This is a genomic window from Brachybacterium massiliense, assembly GCF_900184245.1.
GTDB classification, from domain to species: domain Bacteria; phylum Actinomycetota; class Actinomycetes; order Actinomycetales; family Dermabacteraceae; genus Brachybacterium; species Brachybacterium massiliense.
In genome coordinates this window covers 321,392-338,273 of sequence record NZ_FXXB01000007.1, presented here as the reverse complement: position 1 = coordinate 338,273, position 16,882 = coordinate 321,392, and the positions used below count along the sequence as shown (strand labels likewise).

Genomic DNA, 16,882 nt, shown 5'->3' with positions numbered 1-16,882 from the left:
GGAGGACGGCACTCCCGCTCACAGTACGTGCGCCGGGTGTCGGTGGCGACGAACCGGCGAGCGCATGTGAGATACCACCGGGTGGCGGGACGGGGTCGGGACCTCCGACCACAATCTTCCCACGTGGGAAGAATCGGCCGCTCCGGTACCCTCGAAGCGATCCCCGACCCGTTCCCCCTGACCCAGGAGAGCCGATGGCGCGCCGCGTGAGCATCAAGGACGTCGCCCAGCACGCCGGCGTCTCCTGGAAGACCGTCTCCAACGTCGTCAACGACCGCCCCGTCGTGCGGGAGGAGACCCGGCGGCGGGTCGAGCGGTCGATCCAGGAGCTCGGCTATGTGCCCAATCGCGTCGGCCGTGACCTGCGCGGCGGGCCCACCCGCACGATCGCGCTGGTGGTGCCCGAGCTGCAGAACCCCTACTTCGCGCGCCTGGCCGAGCTGATGCAGATCGCCGCCCGAGAGCGCGGCTACACCGTCAGCGTCGAGGTCTCACTGGGTGATCCCGAGACCGAGCGGGCCCATGTGCGCGGGCTCGCGCCGCGCCCGGTCGATGCGGTGATCATCTCTCCCACGGCGCTCGCCCCGGCGGATCTGCTCGATGCCGACGGGCCCCGGGTGGTGCTGCTGGGAGAGCGCCTGCCGGCGGCGGCGGAGATCTCCCATGTCGCGATCGACAACGTCGCCTCCGCCGTCGATGTGGTCCACCACCTGGTGGAGCAGGGGCGGGAGCGCCTGCTGTTCCTGGGGATGGACGGCGCCGTGCGCTCGACCGCGACCGATCGTCTGGCCGGGTTCCGGGCCGCTCTGCGCTTCGCCGGGCGCGAGGTGGAGCCCGCGATGATCCGCGAGGTCGTGCACTGGGACCGCGCGGCGGGGCGCCGCGAGATGGAGGCGGTGCTCGCGGCCGGTCTCGAGGTGGATGCGGTGGTCGCCGGGAACGACCTGCTCGCCCTCGGAGCGCTCGGCGCGCTGCTCGATCACGGGATCGACGTGCCGGGCCAGGTGGCCGTGGTGGGCTGGGACGACATCGCCGAGGCGGCCTGGTCGCGGCCCGCGCTGACCACGATCGCCCCGGATCTGCAGGCGCTGATCACGGCCGCGCTGGACGCCGCGCTCACCGAGGGCGGCGAGGAGTCGGCGGGCTCGGAGACCGTGATCGCCCACCGCCTGGTGGTGCGCGGCACGAGTGTCGCGCCCGGCGGGCGATGACGGGCGGATCCACCGAAATTCCCACGTTGCAATTCGTGGGGGGATGCGTTTGACTGGAGGGGTCCGATCAGTGCTGATCCCCTCTGAGGAGCTGCCCCATGACCGCTCGCCCCGCTGACCTGCCCGCGCCGCTCGCCGCCCTCTTCTCCCGCGCCGAGGAGCTCGCCGCCCACCTCGATGCCCCGCTCACCGGCGACGCGGAGGTCCCGCGCCCCGAGCATCCGCGCCCCCAGCTGCAGCGCCCCACCTGGATCACGCTGAACGGCACCTGGCAGTTCGAGATCGACCAGGGCGATTCCGGCCGCGAGCGAGGGCTGCTCGAGCGCGAGCTGAACTCCACGATCACGGTGCCCTTCGCACCCGAGACCGAGGCCTCCGGGATCGGGAACCGCGACTTCCTCAACGCCGTCTGGTATCGCCGCACGATCACCGTGCCGGCGGACTGGGAGGGACTACGCCCGATCCTGCGCTTCGAGGCGGTCGACCACGACACGACCGTCTGGGCCGACGGCGTCGAGGTGGCCCGCCACCGGGGCGGCTTCACCCCCTTCGCGGCCGACCTCTCCGACGTGCCCGGAGTCGGCGCCGGCTCCGAGGTCGAGATCGTGGTGCGCGCCCGCGACCCCCACGACGTCCCCCAGGCCCGCGGCAAGCAGTCCACGTGGTACCACGCCACTCACGCGTCCTACCACCGCACCACCGGCATCTGGCAGAGCGTCTGGCTCGAGGGCGTCCCGGTCGACGAGATCCGTGCCCTGCGCGTGACCCCCTCGCTCGCCGGCTGCTCCTTCGCGCTCACCGTGCCCCTGGCCCGCAGCACCCGCGGCACCCGCCTCGAGGTGGTCGCCTCCGAGCCGGGCGGCGCCGAGGTGGCCCGCGCCGAGGTGCGCGCTGATCTCGATCTCGCACCCCATCTCGAGCTGGTGATCCCCGAGGAGGCGGTGCGCGTCTGGGGTCCGGGTGCGCCCGAGCTCTACTCGCTCTCCGCCCGCCTGCTGGATTCCGAGGGCGCGGTGCTCGACGAGGTCCGCTCCTACGCCGGTCTGCGCGCGACGACCCTGCGCGATCACGAGTTCCGGCTCAACGGCGAGAAGGTGTTCCAGCGCCTCGTGCTCGACCAGGGCTACTGGGAGGAGTCGTTCATGACCTCTCCGACTGATGAGGCGATGACCACGGACATCCGCCTCGCCCTCGAGGCCGGCTTCAACGGCGCGCGCCTGCACCAGAAGGTCTTCGAGCAGCGCATGCTGTTCTGGGCGGACCTCTACGGCTACCTGGTCTGGGGCGAGTTCGGCGACTGGGGCATCTCCGGCTTCGGCCCGATGGGCGACAACCAGCAGCCCACCGCCACCTTCATCGGCCAGTGGATCGAGGCGGTCGAGCGCGACCTCAGCCACCCCAGCATCATCGGCTGGTGCCCCCTGAACGAGACCCACCAGGTGCGCCATGACCGCCTCACCCAGCTCGACGACGTCACCCAGGCGATGTACGACGCGACCAAGCTCGCCGATCCCAGCCGCCCGGTGCTGGATGCCTCCGGCTACTCCCACCGGGTGCGCGGGGCGGACATCTACGACTCCCACTCCTACGAGCAGGACGTCGAGCGGTTCCGCGCCCAGCAGGCCCCGCTCGCGGAGGGGAAGCCCTGGGCCAACGGTCGCGAGCTCGGGCCCGATGAGATGCCTTTCGCCGACGGTTCGTTCTCCCTGCCCTTCGCCGGCCAGCCCTACTTCGTCTCCGAGTACGGCGGCATCTGGTGGAACGAGCAGGAGGCCCGCGAGGCGCAGGAGGCGGCCGAGGGTGCGGCGCGCACCGGCAACGACGCCGCCCAGTCCTGGGGCTACGGGGAGCGGGTGCGCAGCGAGGAGCAGCTCTACGAGCGATTCGAGGGCCTGACCCGGGTTCTGCTCGAGGACCCGCTGATGTTCGGCTACTGCTACACGCAGATGACCGACGTCTTCCAGGAGAAGAACGGCGTGGTCGACTTCGCCCGCGGCCGCAAGCTCGACCTGGCCCGGCTGCGCGAGATCCAGCAGCAGCAGGCGGCGTACGAGCGGGACTGAGGCGCGGACCCGACGAGCGGTGGCCCCGGGTGATGGAAGACCGTCGGCCGGGCCCGCCGCCGCGTGGGAGGCGCCCGCTTCCCTACACTTGACCGGTGACCTCCCTCGACACCGCTCCGACAGATCTTCCGACCACCCGCACCCCGCTCGCCCTCGAGGACGTGCCCGCGCTGACCGCGCTGCTGAACCGCGTCGATGCGGCCGAGCAGCACGGCGAGCCGGCCGAGGAGCCCAGCATCCGTGAATGGCTCACCATGCCGGGGCTCGACCTCGAGCGCGACACCCTCGCCGTGCGCGAGGGCGAGCAGCTGATCGGCTTCGCCGTCGTCGACGTCCACACCTCCCTGGACCGAGACGGCCGGGTGCGCTGCCAGCTGATGGGGGCCGTCGACCCCGCTCGTCGGCGCCGCGGGCTGGGCGGTGCGCTGTTCGACTGGGCCGAGGACCGCGCCGCCCAGCTCGCTGCCGAGCGTCACCCCGCCGGCATCCCGGCCATCTTCCGCGCCGGCGGCGGGCGGGACCCCGAGCAGGAGATCGCCGGTGAGATCCCGCTGGTCGGCGGTGCGGACGTGCGCCCCCTGCTCACCCAGCGCGGCTACGAACGGGCCCGCAGCTGGCTGGTGATGCGGCGGGAGCTGCCCGGCGCCGCGCTGCCCTCGAACGAGTGCGAGCAGGTCCAGGTGATCGCTCCCGAGGACGACCATGTCGAGGCGACACGTCTCGCCCACCTCGCGGCCTTCGCCGACCACTGGGGCTCGGCCCCCGTCTCGCCCGAGCGGTGGAGCCGCTGGTGGTCCGCCCACACCGCGCGCCGCGAGCTCTCCAGTATCGCGCTCGACGCCGACGGCACCGTGCTCGCCTACGTCATCACCTCCGAGGACAAGCCCGGCATGCTGCACATCGCGCTGGTGGGCACACGGCCCGAGGCACGAGGCCGAGGTCTGGCTCGCGCGGTCATCGCCCGCACCCTCGCTGCGGCCGCCGAGGCCGGCTACTCGCACGCCGAGCTCGAGGTCGACGCCGAGTCCCTCACCGGGGCGACGCGGCTGTACGACGCGCTCGGCTTCGTGCGCGATGCCGTCCACGGCACCTACGAGAAGCCCGTCGGCCGACGCGACTGAGGAGCCGGTGATGAGAGCCGTCCGATTCGAGACGTTCCGGGGCGAGCCCGCGATCGTCGAGGTGCCCGACCCCGCCTGCCCGCCGCGCGGGGCCCTGATCACCGTGCACGCCACCGGGGTGTGCCGCAGCGACTGGCACGCCTGGCAGGGCCATGACGACTCGGTGCACCTGCCGCACATCCCCGGGCACGAGTTCGCGGGCGTCGTCGCCGAGGTGGGTGAGGAGGTCAGGGGCTTCGCGGTGGGAGACCGGGTCACCGCTCCGTTCATCCTCGCCTGCGGAGCCTGCGAGCAGTGCCTCGCCGGCGTCCCGCAGGTGTGCCCGCGGCAGCGCCAGCCAGGCTTCGACCAGCCCGGTGCCTGGGCCGAGCAGGTGGTGGTAACCGAGGCCGATCACAACCTCGTCGCCCTTCCCGACGGCATCGAGATGACCCTCGCCGCGGGGCTCGGCTGCCGCGTGGGCACCGCCCACCACGCTGTGCGCGCCCAGGCCGGGGTGGAGCCCGGGGAGAAAGTGGTGGTGCTCGGTTGCGGCGGTCTGGGCCTGGCCTGCGTGATGATAGCGCTCGCCGCGGGCGCTGAGGTGATCGCCGTCGACATCTCCGAGACCGCTCTCGCCGCGGCGACGGCTCTCGGAGCGATGCCGCTGGTCTCCGGGCCCGACGTCGCCGAGCGGGTGCGTGAGCTCACCGGCGGCGGCGCGCACGTCAGCCTCGACGCGCTCGGCTCGGCCGCCACCGCCCGTGCCGGGATCGAGTCGCTGCGCCCCCGGGGACGGCACGTGCAGGTGGGGCTGCTGCTGGGCGAGGACGCGGATCCGGCCCTGCCGATCGGCCGCGTGATCGCCCTGGAGCTGCAGATCCGCGGCAGTCATGGTCTGGCCGTGGCCGAGTACGCCGAGCTGCTCGAGGATGTCGCGAGCGGGCGCCTGGACCTCGCCGGGACCGTCGGGCGCGTGATCGACGCCGAGCAGCTGCCTGCGGCGATGGTCGCGATGGACCACCCGCCCACCACTGCGGGGATGACCGTGGCTCGCTGGGTGTGAGCGGAGCGTGAGATGTGAGCGGAGCGTTCAGGGTATGAGCGGAGCAGCGCGCCTGCTGTGGAAGCATTGAGGCCATGACCATCACTGCAGCGGCCGACGGCTCCGCCCTCGGCAATCCGGGCCCCGCGGGCTGGGCCTGGTACATCGACGACGACACCTGGCGCGCGGGCGGCTGGCCCCACGGGACCAACAACATGGGCGAGCTGAAGGCCGTGCTCGACCTGCTCGAAGCCACCGCCGTCGATGCTGACCAGCATCTGCACATCCTGTGCGACAGCCAGTACGTCATCAACTCGGTCACCAAGTGGATGCCGGGCTGGAAGCGCAAGGGCTGGCGGAAGAAGGACGGCAAGCCCGTGCTGAACGTCGAGTTGCTCAAGGACATCGACCGTGCGCTCGCCGGGCGCAGCGTCGAGTTCGAGTGGGTCAAGGGCCACTCCGGGCATGCGATGAACGAGGCTGCGGACCGTCGGGCGAACGCGGCCGCGACAGCGTTCTCCCGGAAGCAGGATCCGGACATCGGGCCCGGGTATCCCGGGGCGAGCGCTGCAGCGGGGGACGCTGCTGCATCCACTGCCTCCGGCACCGGCGCCGCTCGTGCCTCTGCCTCCGGTGCTGCTCCCGCTCCGGCGGATGATCTCTTCAGCCTGTTCGACGAGGTCGCGGCGGAGCCTGCGGGCGCGAGCTGCTCGACGGCGGTGGAGGACACCGTGCTGGTGGCCGACGCTCCGGGTGCCACGGATTTCGAGCAGATCACTGCGCGCGAGCAGGCGCTGCTCAGTGCTGCGCTGCGGGCCGATCCGCCGAGCGCCGCCGAGCTGCTGCATCCTGCTTTCGGCGAGGTCGGAGCGGGCGGGCGGCGCTATGACCGCGAGGAGATCCTCGCCCACCTCGCCCCGCTCGACGGGGTGGAGGCCGAGGAGTTCGTCGCCGACGAGATCGCTCCAGGCGTGGTGCTGCTGCGCTACCTCACCGCGAGCTCTGCAGGGACCGTGGAGCGCACCTCGGTGTGGGTGCGTGACGGCGGGCGCTGGCTGCTGCGCCATCACCAGGGGACCCCGGTCGACCGCTGAGGAGGGGGCGCGGGTTTCCTGCGCGGCCCGTGCGCTACGCCGCGGGCGATGCTCTGGGAGGGGCGGGGCCATCAGGATCCCGCGTCCCACGATTCTCGTCGCGCGGGACTCGTTCCTGGGGCGGCCGCTGCGGCCCCGGGATGATCAGCGGGGGAGTGGGGGACGTGCCCACCGCCCCATGGGGGCTCTCCCAGTGCCACGCCGCCGGCGGCGCGGACGGAGCAGGCTGAGCCGGCCCCGGAGATGCCTCGGCGGGCGCGAGCGGGCTCAGGATCCACACGCCGTGCTCCTTGAGCAGGTTGCAGCGCGCGCACAGTCCCTGACCGTTCGCGTAGCTGGTGGCGCCGCCGAGGTTGTGGGGCTCGACGTGGTCGCTGTGGCGGATCTTCGCGTTGCACCAGGGGGTGCGACAGGTGGTGTCCCGCCATCGGATCATCCGAGCGAGTCCGGCGGGGAAGGCACGGGCCTTCGACTCCATCCCGGTGAGCTCGTTGGTGCGAGGGCTACGGTACAGCCGTCGATAGAAGGCGGAGACCACCTCGTCGGAGTGCTCCTCCTCGTCCTCGTCCGCGCTCAGATGGCCGGGCGGGTGGCCCAGCAGAGTGTCCTTCACGATGTGGGCCGGGAGGCTGCCGTAGCCCTCGAGCTCGGCCGTCTCGGCATCGTCATCCCGCCCAAGGAGGGCGGAGTCGGTGATCACGATCCCGACGTCCAGCCCGGGACGGACTCGGGAGCGAGGACGGGGGTGATCGGGGGTGGTCGATTCCTCCTCGCCGCCGCGAAGGACGTCGCCGACCAGCAGATCTGCCTCCAGTGCTGGCAGGGAGGTCTTCGCTCCGGCGGCGCGGAGGGACTCGGCACGCGTGCGCAGGGACTGCATCAGCGCAACGGCATCGATCCCGCGCAACACCCCGGACACCCGGGCCATCCCGTCCGCCAGCGGCGTCATCGTCACGTGTCGAGACCGGGCAGCCCGCTCCGCACGCTCGCGAGACGTCTCAGGCTCGAGCCGCTGCACCAGCTTCCGCACATCGGACTGCAGGCGCTTGTGCCCCTTGCCCTCCAGGAAGTGCGGGTGCTCGCCGAGGTGATCATCGATCCTGCGGCAGGTCTCCGCGCTGGCGCCGTCGAGCGCCCCCGAGAGGCTCGAGGCCTGCTGGGCCGTCATCGCACCTGAGCGCAGGCGCTCCATGGCGGCGGGCATGGTCTGCACCAGCCGGCGCGCCTTCGCCTGGGAGAACGAGGAGGCGACCGGTGAGATCCGGCGCGCGAGCGCGATCTCCTGCCCGGCGCCGCGGCCCTGCTCAGCGGGTGCGACGCCCACCTCCGCGTCATCGCGACGGATTCGCTCCTCGGCGGCGACCTGCCAGAACGCATCCACGGCGGCGAGGCTGGAGCGCAGATGGTCGACCGCGCCGAGCACCGCCAGGGCTTCCTGGGCGCTGCCGGGGGCGGTGTCCGGCAGTGGGTCGCGCACGGACCGGGTGCGGGTGAAGGCGGCCAGCGTCGCGGTGAGGATCTGGGCCAGCAACGCTCGGGCCGACGGAGCCGCGTCGAGTGCATCGAAGCGCTCCAGCGCCTCGGTGAGGACATCGCCCGACGGCGCGGTGGAGCGCTGGCGCGAGGTGTCCTCGCCAGGGTGCTCCCCGCTGTGCCTCGGTGTCGATTCCATACCGCCATCGTATTCGTGTGGGAATACATTGCGCCACCCCTCCGGGAAATCTGTGGATAACTTCGCGGGATGTGGAAGTAATTGTGGAAAGGTGGGCAGTGTGGAGGAAAGGTCGACAGGTCGGAGTGTGCACGAGGGCGGAGTGCGATGGGGGGGCGGACGGGGTGCGGGAGGCGACGCTGCCGTATGTGAGCGGGTGGTGTGCAGGGTGTCGTGTTGCGGGTGAACGATGCGCGCCTTAAGGTCATGACCTGCAGTGATAGCGGCTCATGGGTGCGGGGAAGCGAGTGATGGGTGAGCTCGGAGGGTCGCGGGGCGGAGAGCTGCTGCAGCTGTGTGAGTTGAGCTCTCCGCATGATGCGTGGAAATGACTGAAGGGTAATTCGCGCGCGGATCTCAGGGTGGAGAGCGCGTTATCCACAGTGCGCGCTTCGAACGTCAGGCCGGTATTGATAATGCGTCGTCGCGACGAGAAAAGCACGGCAGCTGGCACCTTTTGTCGATTCGTTCCGCAGTGCCCGCACTGTTGACATCCCGCCTCGCGCACTGTCTATGCTGTCTATAGACAGTAGGTTCACTTCGATGGGGGCAGTGAGGAGGCGAGGCCGCGATGCACATCCCGATCGACCCCGCCGCCTCCGCGCCCATCTACGAGCAGATCCGCGAGGGCATCGCGGCGGCGATCCTCCGCGGCGACCTCGCACCGGGGGACGCCCTCCCGTCGATCCGCACCCTCGCCCGTGACCTCCGGGTCAGCGTCATCACCACCACCCGTGCCTACAACGAGCTGGTCGCCGACGGTCTGGTCGATGCGGTGCGCGGCAAGGGCGTGTTCGTGCGCGCCCAGGACGCCGACCAGCTGCGCGAACGGGCACTGCTGCAGATCGACGAGGCGTTCGACGCGGCGGTGCGCGCCGCGCGCAGCGCCGGGATCGAGGACAACGAGCTGAGCCGCCGCCTCACCCGGCGGCTCGAGGGGGAGCGATGAGCGAGAGCGCAGCGATGAACGAGAGCCCGGTGACGAACGAGAGCCCAGCGATGAACGAGAACCGAGCGGACGCTGTCGTCGTGCGCGGGCTGGAGGTGCGCGTCCCCTCCACCGCGAAGCCCTACGCCGCGCCGCTCCCGGTGGTGCGGGGTCTGGATCTCACGGTCCCCAGCGGCCAGGTCACCGTGATGGTCGGTGCCAACGGCGCCGGGAAGACCACCACGCTGCGCGCTATCACCGGGGCGCACCCCTTCTCGAGTGGATCCGTCGAGGTGCTCGGCACGGCACTGGGCACCGCCCGGGTGCGGCCCCCGCAGGGCATGACGAGCCGCCCGGGCCTCTCTGCGTACCCGCGCCGCTGGACCGCGCGGCATATCGCGCGGATGCGCCAGGACGCGATCCTCGGTTTCGACACCGCCTGGTTCGAGGAGCTCCTGACCTCGTTCGGCGTCCCCCACGAGCAGGAGGTGGGTCGCCTGTCGAAGGGGCAGGCCACCCAGCTCGGGCTGGCCGCGGCCCTCGCGCAGGATCCGCGGCTGCTGATCCTTGATGAGCCCTTCGCGCATCTCGACCCGCTCGCGCGCACCGAGCTCGTCGACGTCCTGCGCTGCTTCATGGCGGGGGAGGACCGCACGCTGCTGCTGGCCACCCATGACCTCGAGGGCATGGAGCGGTTCGCGGACCACCTCGTGGTGATCTCCCAGGGCATCGACGTGCTCAGCGGGGACGTCGAATCGCTGCGCGAGGAGTACGTGCTGTGCGAGCTCGAGTCAGCGGCGATGACGGAGCCCGGCGGCTCGCTCGTGGGGCCGACGACCACGGGCGCGGGGACCAGTGCACTGGTCGCCGTCGAGGACGCCGTCGGCCTGCCCACCACCGCCTCGCTGCGTCGGCCCGACGTGAGCGAGATCGTCACCCACCTGCTGCGCGCCGCGCGAGAGGACACCGCAGCCCCGAGGAGGACAGCACCATGACCCAGGCCGGCACCTCTCGCCTCCCTGCCGCGCCGCCCGCCGAGGAACGGCGACTCGGCCTCGCCCTCCGCACCGAGCTGCGGCTGAACGCGGGCCGCCTCGCCACCACCCTCGCCGCGTGCGCCGCGGTGCTGCTCGGGGCAGCCCTCTTCACCGACCAGCTCTCCGGAGTGCTCACCCTGTGGGCCGTGCTCGCCTGGTACCGCTATGGCCGCGCCGACACGATCGAGCGCGAGGAGCTGCGCGCGAGCCTCGGCCTCAGCCGGGCGGACCGGGTGCGAGGCCGAGTGCTGCTGGTCCTCGCCGAGCAGGCCGTCGTGGTCCTCACCGTGGCCGCGAGCGCCGTCCTCTCCGTCCAGCTCGGGCGGAGCACCGTCGGCGGTGCGGCGCCGTTCTCCTTCAGCGGCGACCCCTCCGGGTCCCAGCTCTGGATCGTGCTCGCCGGGATGCTGTTCTCGGCACTGGTGCTGCTGGTCACCGGGATCATCGTCGGCGGAGACTGCACGACCCGGCGGCCGGGCAGGAGCCTCGCGGTGCTGAGCGTCCTGACCTACTTCCTCGTCGGCATTCTGCTGGCGCTGCCCCTGATGCTCGCGACGATCGTGATGAACGTCGACCCCTTCGACGGCACGCTCGGGACACCGGTGACCGCGGGACTGTTCGCCGTCGCGGTGCTCGCCCTCCTGCTCGGACTGCGTGCACGGGCCCGCCGCTGGATCCGGGAGCTCGATTCCTCACCCCGGGCGGTGACCCGATGAGCACGCTCGAGAGAGCGCCCGCCGCCATCTCGGTCCACGGACTCGGCGTCCACCTCCCGGATCCGCAGCGCTGGACCCGGCCGCAGCGCCAGATCCTGCGGGACGTCTCTTTCGAGGTCCCCCGCGGTCAGGTCACCGCCCTGGTGGGCACCAACGGCGCCGGCAAGACCACCCTGCTGCGCACCCTCAGCGGCGCCTATGCACCGAGCATCGGGGAGATCGAGGTCGAGGGGGTTCCGCTCGGCGGGCCCGAGGACGCGCTACCCGCCGGCGTCGGCATCGTGCCCGACGCCCCCTTCCAGCCCCCACACTGGAGCGCCGACGACCTCGTGCTCGCCCAGCGCCGCGTCGAGTCCGGCCACGACGCCCGCCTGGTCGGCACCCTGCTGCGCCGCGCGGGCATCGCCCCGTCGGCCCCGCTGCACCGCCTCTCCGCCGGGCAGCGCACCCGGCTGCTGCTCGCCGTCGCCCTCGGCATCCGCCCCTCCCTGCTGATGCTCGATGAGCCCTTCGCACACCTGGACCCCCTGGCCCGTACAGAGGTGCTCGAGGAGCTGCGTGAGCATCTCGCCGGCGGGGAGGACCACACGATCCTGCTGTCCACCCACGACCTCGGCAAGATCGACCGGTTCGTGGACCACATCGTGCTGCTCCACGACGGCCGGGTGGTGCTCGAGGCCAGCGCGCTCGACCTGATCGAGGACCACCTGATGGCCACCGCCGAGGCCGCCGCCCCGCACACCGCCGAGCTGCGGGGAGCCCGCCGCAGCGGAGACCGGCTCGAGGGTCTGCTCCGCGCGGAGGATGCCGTGGGGTTGCCGGGGCTGGTGGATCTGCGCCGCCCCACGCTCCAGGAGGTCCTCACCTTCACCCTCCGGGAGGTCTCACGATGACCGGCAGCACGCAGGTCTCCGTCCGCCAGCGCCCCTCGACGCCCATGCGTCGGGCGCTCGGCCTCGAATGGGCCCACCATCGCGACGGGTTCCTGCTCTACGCGCTGCTCGCCGTGGCGATCGCGGTGATCGCCGCGCTCACCGACGTGCGCCTCGGCTGGGTCGCGATCCTGCTGGCGGCGCGGATGCCGGCCGCGCTCGCCGAGGACGGCACGGATGACGGCCGGCTGCAGCGCAGCGCCCTGGGCATCTCCCGCGCCGACGCGGTGCGTGCCCGCACGCTGATGGTCTGCGCCGCCCAGCTCGTGCTCGCACTCGGCGCGGCCGCCGCGATCCTCCTCGCCCAGTGGCCGCCCGAGGAACGGCACTGGGCCAGTTTCGACATCCGCCCGTTCGAGAACTCCGGGCCGACGCCGATGGGGCCGATCGACCATCTCGTGGACATCGGGCTGTGGAGCGGGGCGCTGCTGTGGACGCATGCGCTCGTGGGAGGCGGCGCCTTCCGCCTCGGTGAGCGCGTCCGTTCGATCGGCGCGATGGCCACGTTCCTCGCGGTCTGCCTCGTGGCGGCGGTCCTGTTCGTAGCGTCCATCACCGGGGTGTCGTGGGCGCTGGGCGGCAGCGAGTTCCTGCTCGAGGCCCGCCTCGGCCAGGCCATCACCCTCCTCGTCACCCTCGGCGGGGGCGCGCTCGCCCTCGTGCTCGCGCAGCGCCGCTGGGTGCGCCGCGCCTGAGCAGCGCCCCGCACCGGACCAGCGCCCCGCGCCTGAGCAGCACGCTGTGGGACCATGGCCCGCATGACCACCCGCCCCGTCGGCCGCGACGCGCATCCCCGGACGCGGCGGGCACGGTGATGAGCTCCCTCCCTCTCGCCCAGCGCGCCGGCGGGCCCGATCTCGCCCGCGGCCTCGCCCTGCTGGGCATCGCGCTCGCGAACACCGTGGGCTGGCTGCACGGCTCGCCATGGACCGTGCTGCTCAAGCAGGCCGACGCCACCGCGCTGGACCGCACGGTGGATGTGATCGTCGCCCTGACCGCCGACAACCGCGGCTTCCCGCTGTTCGCGCTGCTGTTCGGCTACGGCATCGGGATCCTGCACCGCCGCTCCGAGGAGCGGGGCGAGCGCCCGCGCCGCTTCCTGCTGCGGATGCTGCGCCGCCATCTGGTGCTGCTGGTGATCGGGCTGCTGCACGGCATCCTGCTGTTCACCGGGGACATCCTCGTCGCCTATGCGCTGATCGGCATGTTCGTGGCGCTGCTGATGACCAGGCGCCGCATCGCCCTGCCCCTCGCCGGGGTGCTCGCCCTGCCCGCGCTCGGCGTCTGGGGCTGGGCCGATGCCGTGATCGGACTGGGCGGCGGGGACGGCTACGCCTCTGCGTCCGCCCCCGACTACCTCACCGGGCTCGCGCTGCGCACCCAGGAGACGCTGCGCGATCTGGTGCTCACACCGCTGCTGGACCTGGGCCTGATCACCCCGATGGCGGTGGGCGCGATCGTGGCCCGGCTGCGCCTGTTCGAGCAGGTGCGCGAGAACCGGGATCTGCTGGTGCCGCTGACCCGCTGGGGGCTGCTGATCGGGCTGCTCGGCGCGCTCCCGCTCACCGCCGTGCTGGTCGCCGACCCCACCCACGCCCACCTCGAGGGCGAGACCGTGCTCGGCATCCTCGGGGTGCTCCACCAGTACAGCGGGCTGGTCCTCGCGCTCGGCGCGGCAGCAGGCTGCGCCCTGCTCGCCGAGCGCGTGCGGAGACGCGGCGCGGAGGGTGTCGGGCCCGCCGAGCACGCGCTGGGCGCGGGCGTGCGCGGGATCGAGGCGCTGGGTGCGATGTCGCTGAGCGCCTACATCGCCCAGTCCCTCGTGTTCCACGCGCTCTTCCCGCCCTACACCCTCGACCTCGGCGCACGGCTCGGCAGCGCAGGCGCCTCCGGCATCGTGCTGCTGAGCTGGGCCGCGATGATCCCCCTCGCCGTCGCGCTGCGCACCCGCGGCCGGCGCGGGCCCCTCGAGCACCTCCTGCGCCGCCTGGCAGGATCGACCTCCCCGAAGGGAGCACGCCCGTGACCGTCTACGCCGACACCCCGCGCTGGCCCCGCCACGGCATGCTCTGGGGCCACCTGATCTCCGACACCTCGCTCGAGGAGCTCCACGCGGCCGCCGCCCGGGCCGGGCTGCCGCCTCGCTCCTTCGACCTCGACCACTACGACTGGCCCGACTCCGCCCAGGACTCCCTGGCACAGGCCGGGGTGCGCTTCGTGGCCGACGGCGAGCTCACCCGGATCCTGATCCGCTCCGGACTGCGGGTGAAGCTCCGGGACCGCCCCGCCGCCCGCGCCCGCCGCAGCGCCGAGCACGCCGCGGCGCTCGGACTGCGGCGCGTGCCCCGTGACCTGATCGTGGGCCTCATCGGGCACGTGGATCCGCTGCCCGAGCACCCCGCCGCCTTCCGCCTCACCCGCGATGCGCCCCACGGCCCGACGCGCCTGGAGACGCACGGCGCCGCAGGTCGACGCGCCGCCGAGCAGCTGCTCGCCGAGCTCGACGCGCTCGCGCGAACGCGTGGCGACGAGGGATTCGTGGGCCAGGTGATGGACGCCCCGACGCCGACGCCGACGCCGCCACCGCCGACGCAGGCGGCGCCCGCCGGTCCCTGAGGACCGACGGGCGCCGCGCAGACGGGCAGGCGTGCGGGATCAGTCGCCGCGACCGCCCCGGCCGCGACCGTGGCCGTGACCGCGGCCGTCGTTCCACTCGCCGCGACGCGGACCGGACTCCGCCCAGCGGCCCTGACGACGGCTCTCGGCGTCGCGCCCCGGAGCGGTCGCTGCGCCCGTCGGAGATGACGTTGAGGTAGTCGCAGTTGTAGCCGAACTGCGCGGACTGCGACTGACGGGTCTGGTTCTCGAGGTCGAACTCGGGGGAGTCCTCGAACAGCGGGTCGCCCCAGCGGATGATCGGCGTCCAGTCGTAGCCCTCGGGCACGGTCATGTCGTCGACGGTGCGGGCGACGGGGTCGATCGCCTCGAAGCGGAGCTTGCCGCCGCCCTTGGGCGGGTTGCCGTGGTCGGCCGCCGCGGGTGCGGCGGTGGCCGCTCCCACCACGACTGCGGCGGTCAGCCCGCCGCCCAGGCCCAGGGCGGTGCGGCGCGAGATCGCGGCGTCGACGATGTCGCGGAAGCGGCGGTTGTCGGAGGTGTTGGGGACGGGGTGGGAGCAGGCGCTGCCGCACTTGAGCTCGCAGGTGACTGCGAGACGGTTCCCGCGGGTGTGTCCGAGCATGGGCAGGGATCGCTTGGTCATGAGGGGGTCCTCCCGGGGAGTCGAGCGCCGGATGGGGAGAACCGGCGCCGGCCCAGGGTGGACCGTGCGGCTCGACCTCACGGCAGAGAGCGGGTGACCTCTTCGTGAACTCTGAATGTGCAGGCCATGACCGATTATCGACAGGCGGGGGTCACGAAAATCGCTCGTCCTCGGGGGAGGGGGAGGCCGACGGGGGCGTCGAGGGCGAGCCCGCAGCGGTCGTGGCGTCGTCGTCGAAGGAGGCGCCCAGAGCCCGCAGCTGATCTGGTCGGACCTGCTGCTCGGGGGCGATCTCCGTGCCCTGCAGCTCGACCCAGAAGGTGGAGCCGCCGCCCGGGGCCTCCTCCACGCCGATCGCGCCGCGGTGCTGCTGCACGATCGAGGCGGCGATCGACAGGCCCAGACCCGCCCCGCCGCCCTGGGTGGCCGAGCGCACGCGCGAGGCGTCGGTGCGGTAGAAGCGCTCGAACACCTTCTCGCGCTGGTCGTCGTCGATGCCCTCGCCGTGGTCGCGGATCTCGATCCGCACCCGCTCGGGGGAGGTGTAGCCCACCGCGATCTCGACCGGGGACCCCTTGGGGGTGTGCCGGCTCGCGTTGCCCACCAGGTTCAGGATCACCTGCCGCAACGAGGCCTCGTCACCGAGCACCCCGATCGACACGTGCGGCTGCACCGACAGCGGCGTGCCCGAGAGGGACACCACCATCACCTGGCGTCCCGGGTCCAGGGCGCGCAGATCCTGGGCCGCGTCGAACAGGGCATCGGTCAGATCCACCGGGTCGAGGGCGAGGTCGGGGTTCTCGTCGAGCCGCGCCAGGCGCAGCAGGTTCTCCACCAGCGAGCCCATCCGCCTCGCTTCGTCCTCGATGCGCCGCATCGCCGAGGCGACGTCCTCGTCCTTGGGCAGCGCGCCCATCCGGTACAGCTCGCCGAAGCCGCGGATCGCCGCGAGCGGGGTGCGCAGCTCGTGGGAGGCGTCCCCCACGAAGCGGCGCATCTTCGCCTCGGAGCGGGTGGCGTGCTCCTCGGAGGCGGACTGCGCCGCGAAGGACTGCTCGATCCGCACCAGCATCTCGTTCAGCGACAGCGACAGATCGTGCACCTCGAGGCTGGTGCGGGTGACGGGCACGCGCGAGGACAGGTCACCGCCGGCGATCTGGGAGGCGGTCGCCTCGACGTCCCGCAGCGGCTCGAGCGCGCGATGGGTCACGTAGCCGCCGAGCCCCATGCCGACCAGCACCACGAGCGTCCCCACCAGCACGATCACCAGCGCCATCTCGTGCATCGTGCGGTCCACGCCGGCCAGGGGCAGCGCGACGTAGACGCTGCCGCGATCCGGGCCGGAGTTCAGCATCGCGATCACCCGCCACCGGTTCTCCGAGGAGTCGATCACGGTGAAGGGGCGGCCTCCGCGCTGCAGGATCTGCTCGTCGCTCAGATCCGGGAAGGGGATCGTGGGATCGCCGGGGCCGTAGTGGATCAGCACCCGCTCGATCGTGGTGCCGCTCTCGTCGCGCACCTCGACCGCGTACTCGACCGGGGTGTAGGGGCTGTTGTGGATCGCGTCGTCGTCACCGGCCAGCTCGTGCTGGGCCATGGAGAGCATCTCGCCCATGCCCGCCTGGAGGTTGGTGTCGACGGACTGGATGAGGGTGCGGTTGAGCAGGAACAGCGACAGGCTCCCGGTGATCACCGTGCCGAGCACCAGCAGCGCCGAGATGAGGGCGACGATCCGCGTCCACAGGGACACGGGCCGTTCAGCGCGCAGGGTCGGCAGGGCCAC

14 protein-coding genes and 1 pseudogene are annotated in these 16,882 nt (G+C 72.4%); 12 read left to right on the top strand and 3 right to left on the bottom strand.

Annotated features, from left to right (window positions below):
• Positions 1-194: 194 nt before the first annotated feature.
• From BN4251_RS08235 to BN4251_RS08215, 5 genes are all read left to right on the top strand, one after another.
• Positions 195-1,211 carry a LacI family DNA-binding transcriptional regulator gene (locus tag BN4251_RS08235; RefSeq protein ID WP_087484625.1) on the top strand — a complete coding sequence of 339 codons (1,017 nt, stop codon included), beginning with the start codon at positions 195-197 and terminating at the stop codon, positions 1,209-1,211.
• A 98-nt stretch (positions 1,212-1,309) separates the two neighbouring features.
• Positions 1,310-3,274, top strand: a complete 1,965-nt coding sequence (locus BN4251_RS08230) for a glycoside hydrolase family 2 protein (protein WP_087484624.1) — start codon at positions 1,310-1,312, stop codon at positions 3,272-3,274.
• 95 nt (positions 3,275-3,369) lie between these two features.
• A complete protein-coding gene (locus BN4251_RS08225; protein ID WP_087484623.1) occupies positions 3,370-4,395 on the top strand; it encodes a GNAT family N-acetyltransferase in 1,026 nt (341 codons plus the stop codon).
• A gap of 10 nt (positions 4,396-4,405) precedes the next feature.
• Positions 4,406-5,440 (top strand): alcohol dehydrogenase catalytic domain-containing protein, encoded by a 1,035-nt coding sequence (locus BN4251_RS08220; RefSeq protein WP_087484622.1) that lies wholly within the window; start codon positions 4,406-4,408, stop codon positions 5,438-5,440.
• Between the two features lie 74 nt (positions 5,441-5,514).
• Entirely contained in the window at positions 5,515-6,513 is a 999-nt protein-coding gene (locus BN4251_RS08215) for a ribonuclease HI family protein (RefSeq protein WP_087484621.1), read from the top strand.
• A 34-nt stretch (positions 6,514-6,547) separates the two neighbouring features.
• Here the strand turns inward: BN4251_RS08215 and BN4251_RS08210 are convergent, their stop codons facing one another.
• Positions 6,548-8,185, bottom strand: a complete 1,638-nt coding sequence (locus BN4251_RS08210) for an HNH endonuclease (protein WP_087484620.1) — start codon at positions 8,183-8,185, stop codon at positions 6,548-6,550.
• Between the two features lie 610 nt (positions 8,186-8,795).
• Between BN4251_RS08210 and BN4251_RS08205 the strand changes: the two genes are divergently transcribed.
• From BN4251_RS08205 to BN4251_RS08175, 7 genes are all read left to right on the top strand, one after another.
• Complete coding sequence (locus tag BN4251_RS08205; protein WP_087484619.1) at positions 8,796-9,173, top strand: GntR family transcriptional regulator; 378 nt, start codon at positions 8,796-8,798, stop codon at positions 9,171-9,173.
• Complete coding sequence (locus BN4251_RS08200; RefSeq protein WP_170931891.1) at positions 9,170-10,147, top strand: ATP-binding cassette domain-containing protein; 978 nt, start codon at positions 9,170-9,172, stop codon at positions 10,145-10,147. Before BN4251_RS08205 ends, BN4251_RS08200 begins: the two co-directional genes overlap by 4 nt.
• Positions 10,144-10,905, top strand: coding sequence for a hypothetical protein (locus BN4251_RS08195; RefSeq protein ID WP_170931890.1), 762 nt, complete (start codon positions 10,144-10,146; stop codon positions 10,903-10,905). Before BN4251_RS08200 ends, BN4251_RS08195 begins: the two co-directional genes overlap by 4 nt.
• On the top strand, positions 10,902-11,798 hold the full coding sequence (locus tag BN4251_RS08190; protein WP_087484617.1) for an ATP-binding cassette domain-containing protein: 897 nt from the start codon (positions 10,902-10,904) through the stop codon (positions 11,796-11,798). The genes BN4251_RS08195 and BN4251_RS08190 overlap by 4 nt, the downstream gene beginning before the upstream one ends.
• On the top strand, positions 11,795-12,532 hold the full coding sequence (locus BN4251_RS08185; protein WP_087484616.1) for a hypothetical protein: 738 nt from the start codon (positions 11,795-11,797) through the stop codon (positions 12,530-12,532). The genes BN4251_RS08190 and BN4251_RS08185 overlap by 4 nt, the downstream gene beginning before the upstream one ends.
• Before the next feature lie 119 nt (positions 12,533-12,651).
• Complete coding sequence (locus tag BN4251_RS08180; RefSeq protein WP_087484615.1) at positions 12,652-13,863, top strand: DUF418 domain-containing protein; 1,212 nt, start codon at positions 12,652-12,654, stop codon at positions 13,861-13,863.
• The gene (locus tag BN4251_RS08175; protein WP_087484614.1) at positions 13,860-14,453 is read left to right on the top strand and encodes a DUF4031 domain-containing protein; all 594 of its coding nucleotides are present in this window, start codon (positions 13,860-13,862) and stop codon (positions 14,451-14,453) included. The genes BN4251_RS08180 and BN4251_RS08175 overlap by 4 nt, the downstream gene beginning before the upstream one ends.
• 193 nt (positions 14,454-14,646) lie before the next feature.
• Here the strand turns inward: BN4251_RS08175 and BN4251_RS08170 are convergent.
• Both BN4251_RS08170 and BN4251_RS08165 read right to left on the bottom strand, forming a co-directional pair.
• A pseudogene (locus tag BN4251_RS08170) lies at positions 14,647-15,078 on the bottom strand (alkaline phosphatase PhoX); the annotation flags it as partial.
• 172 nt (positions 15,079-15,250) lie between these two features.
• Positions 15,251-16,882: a sensor histidine kinase gene (locus BN4251_RS08165; RefSeq protein WP_087484613.1), complete on the bottom strand. Its 1,632-nt coding sequence runs from the start codon at positions 16,880-16,882 to the stop codon at positions 15,251-15,253.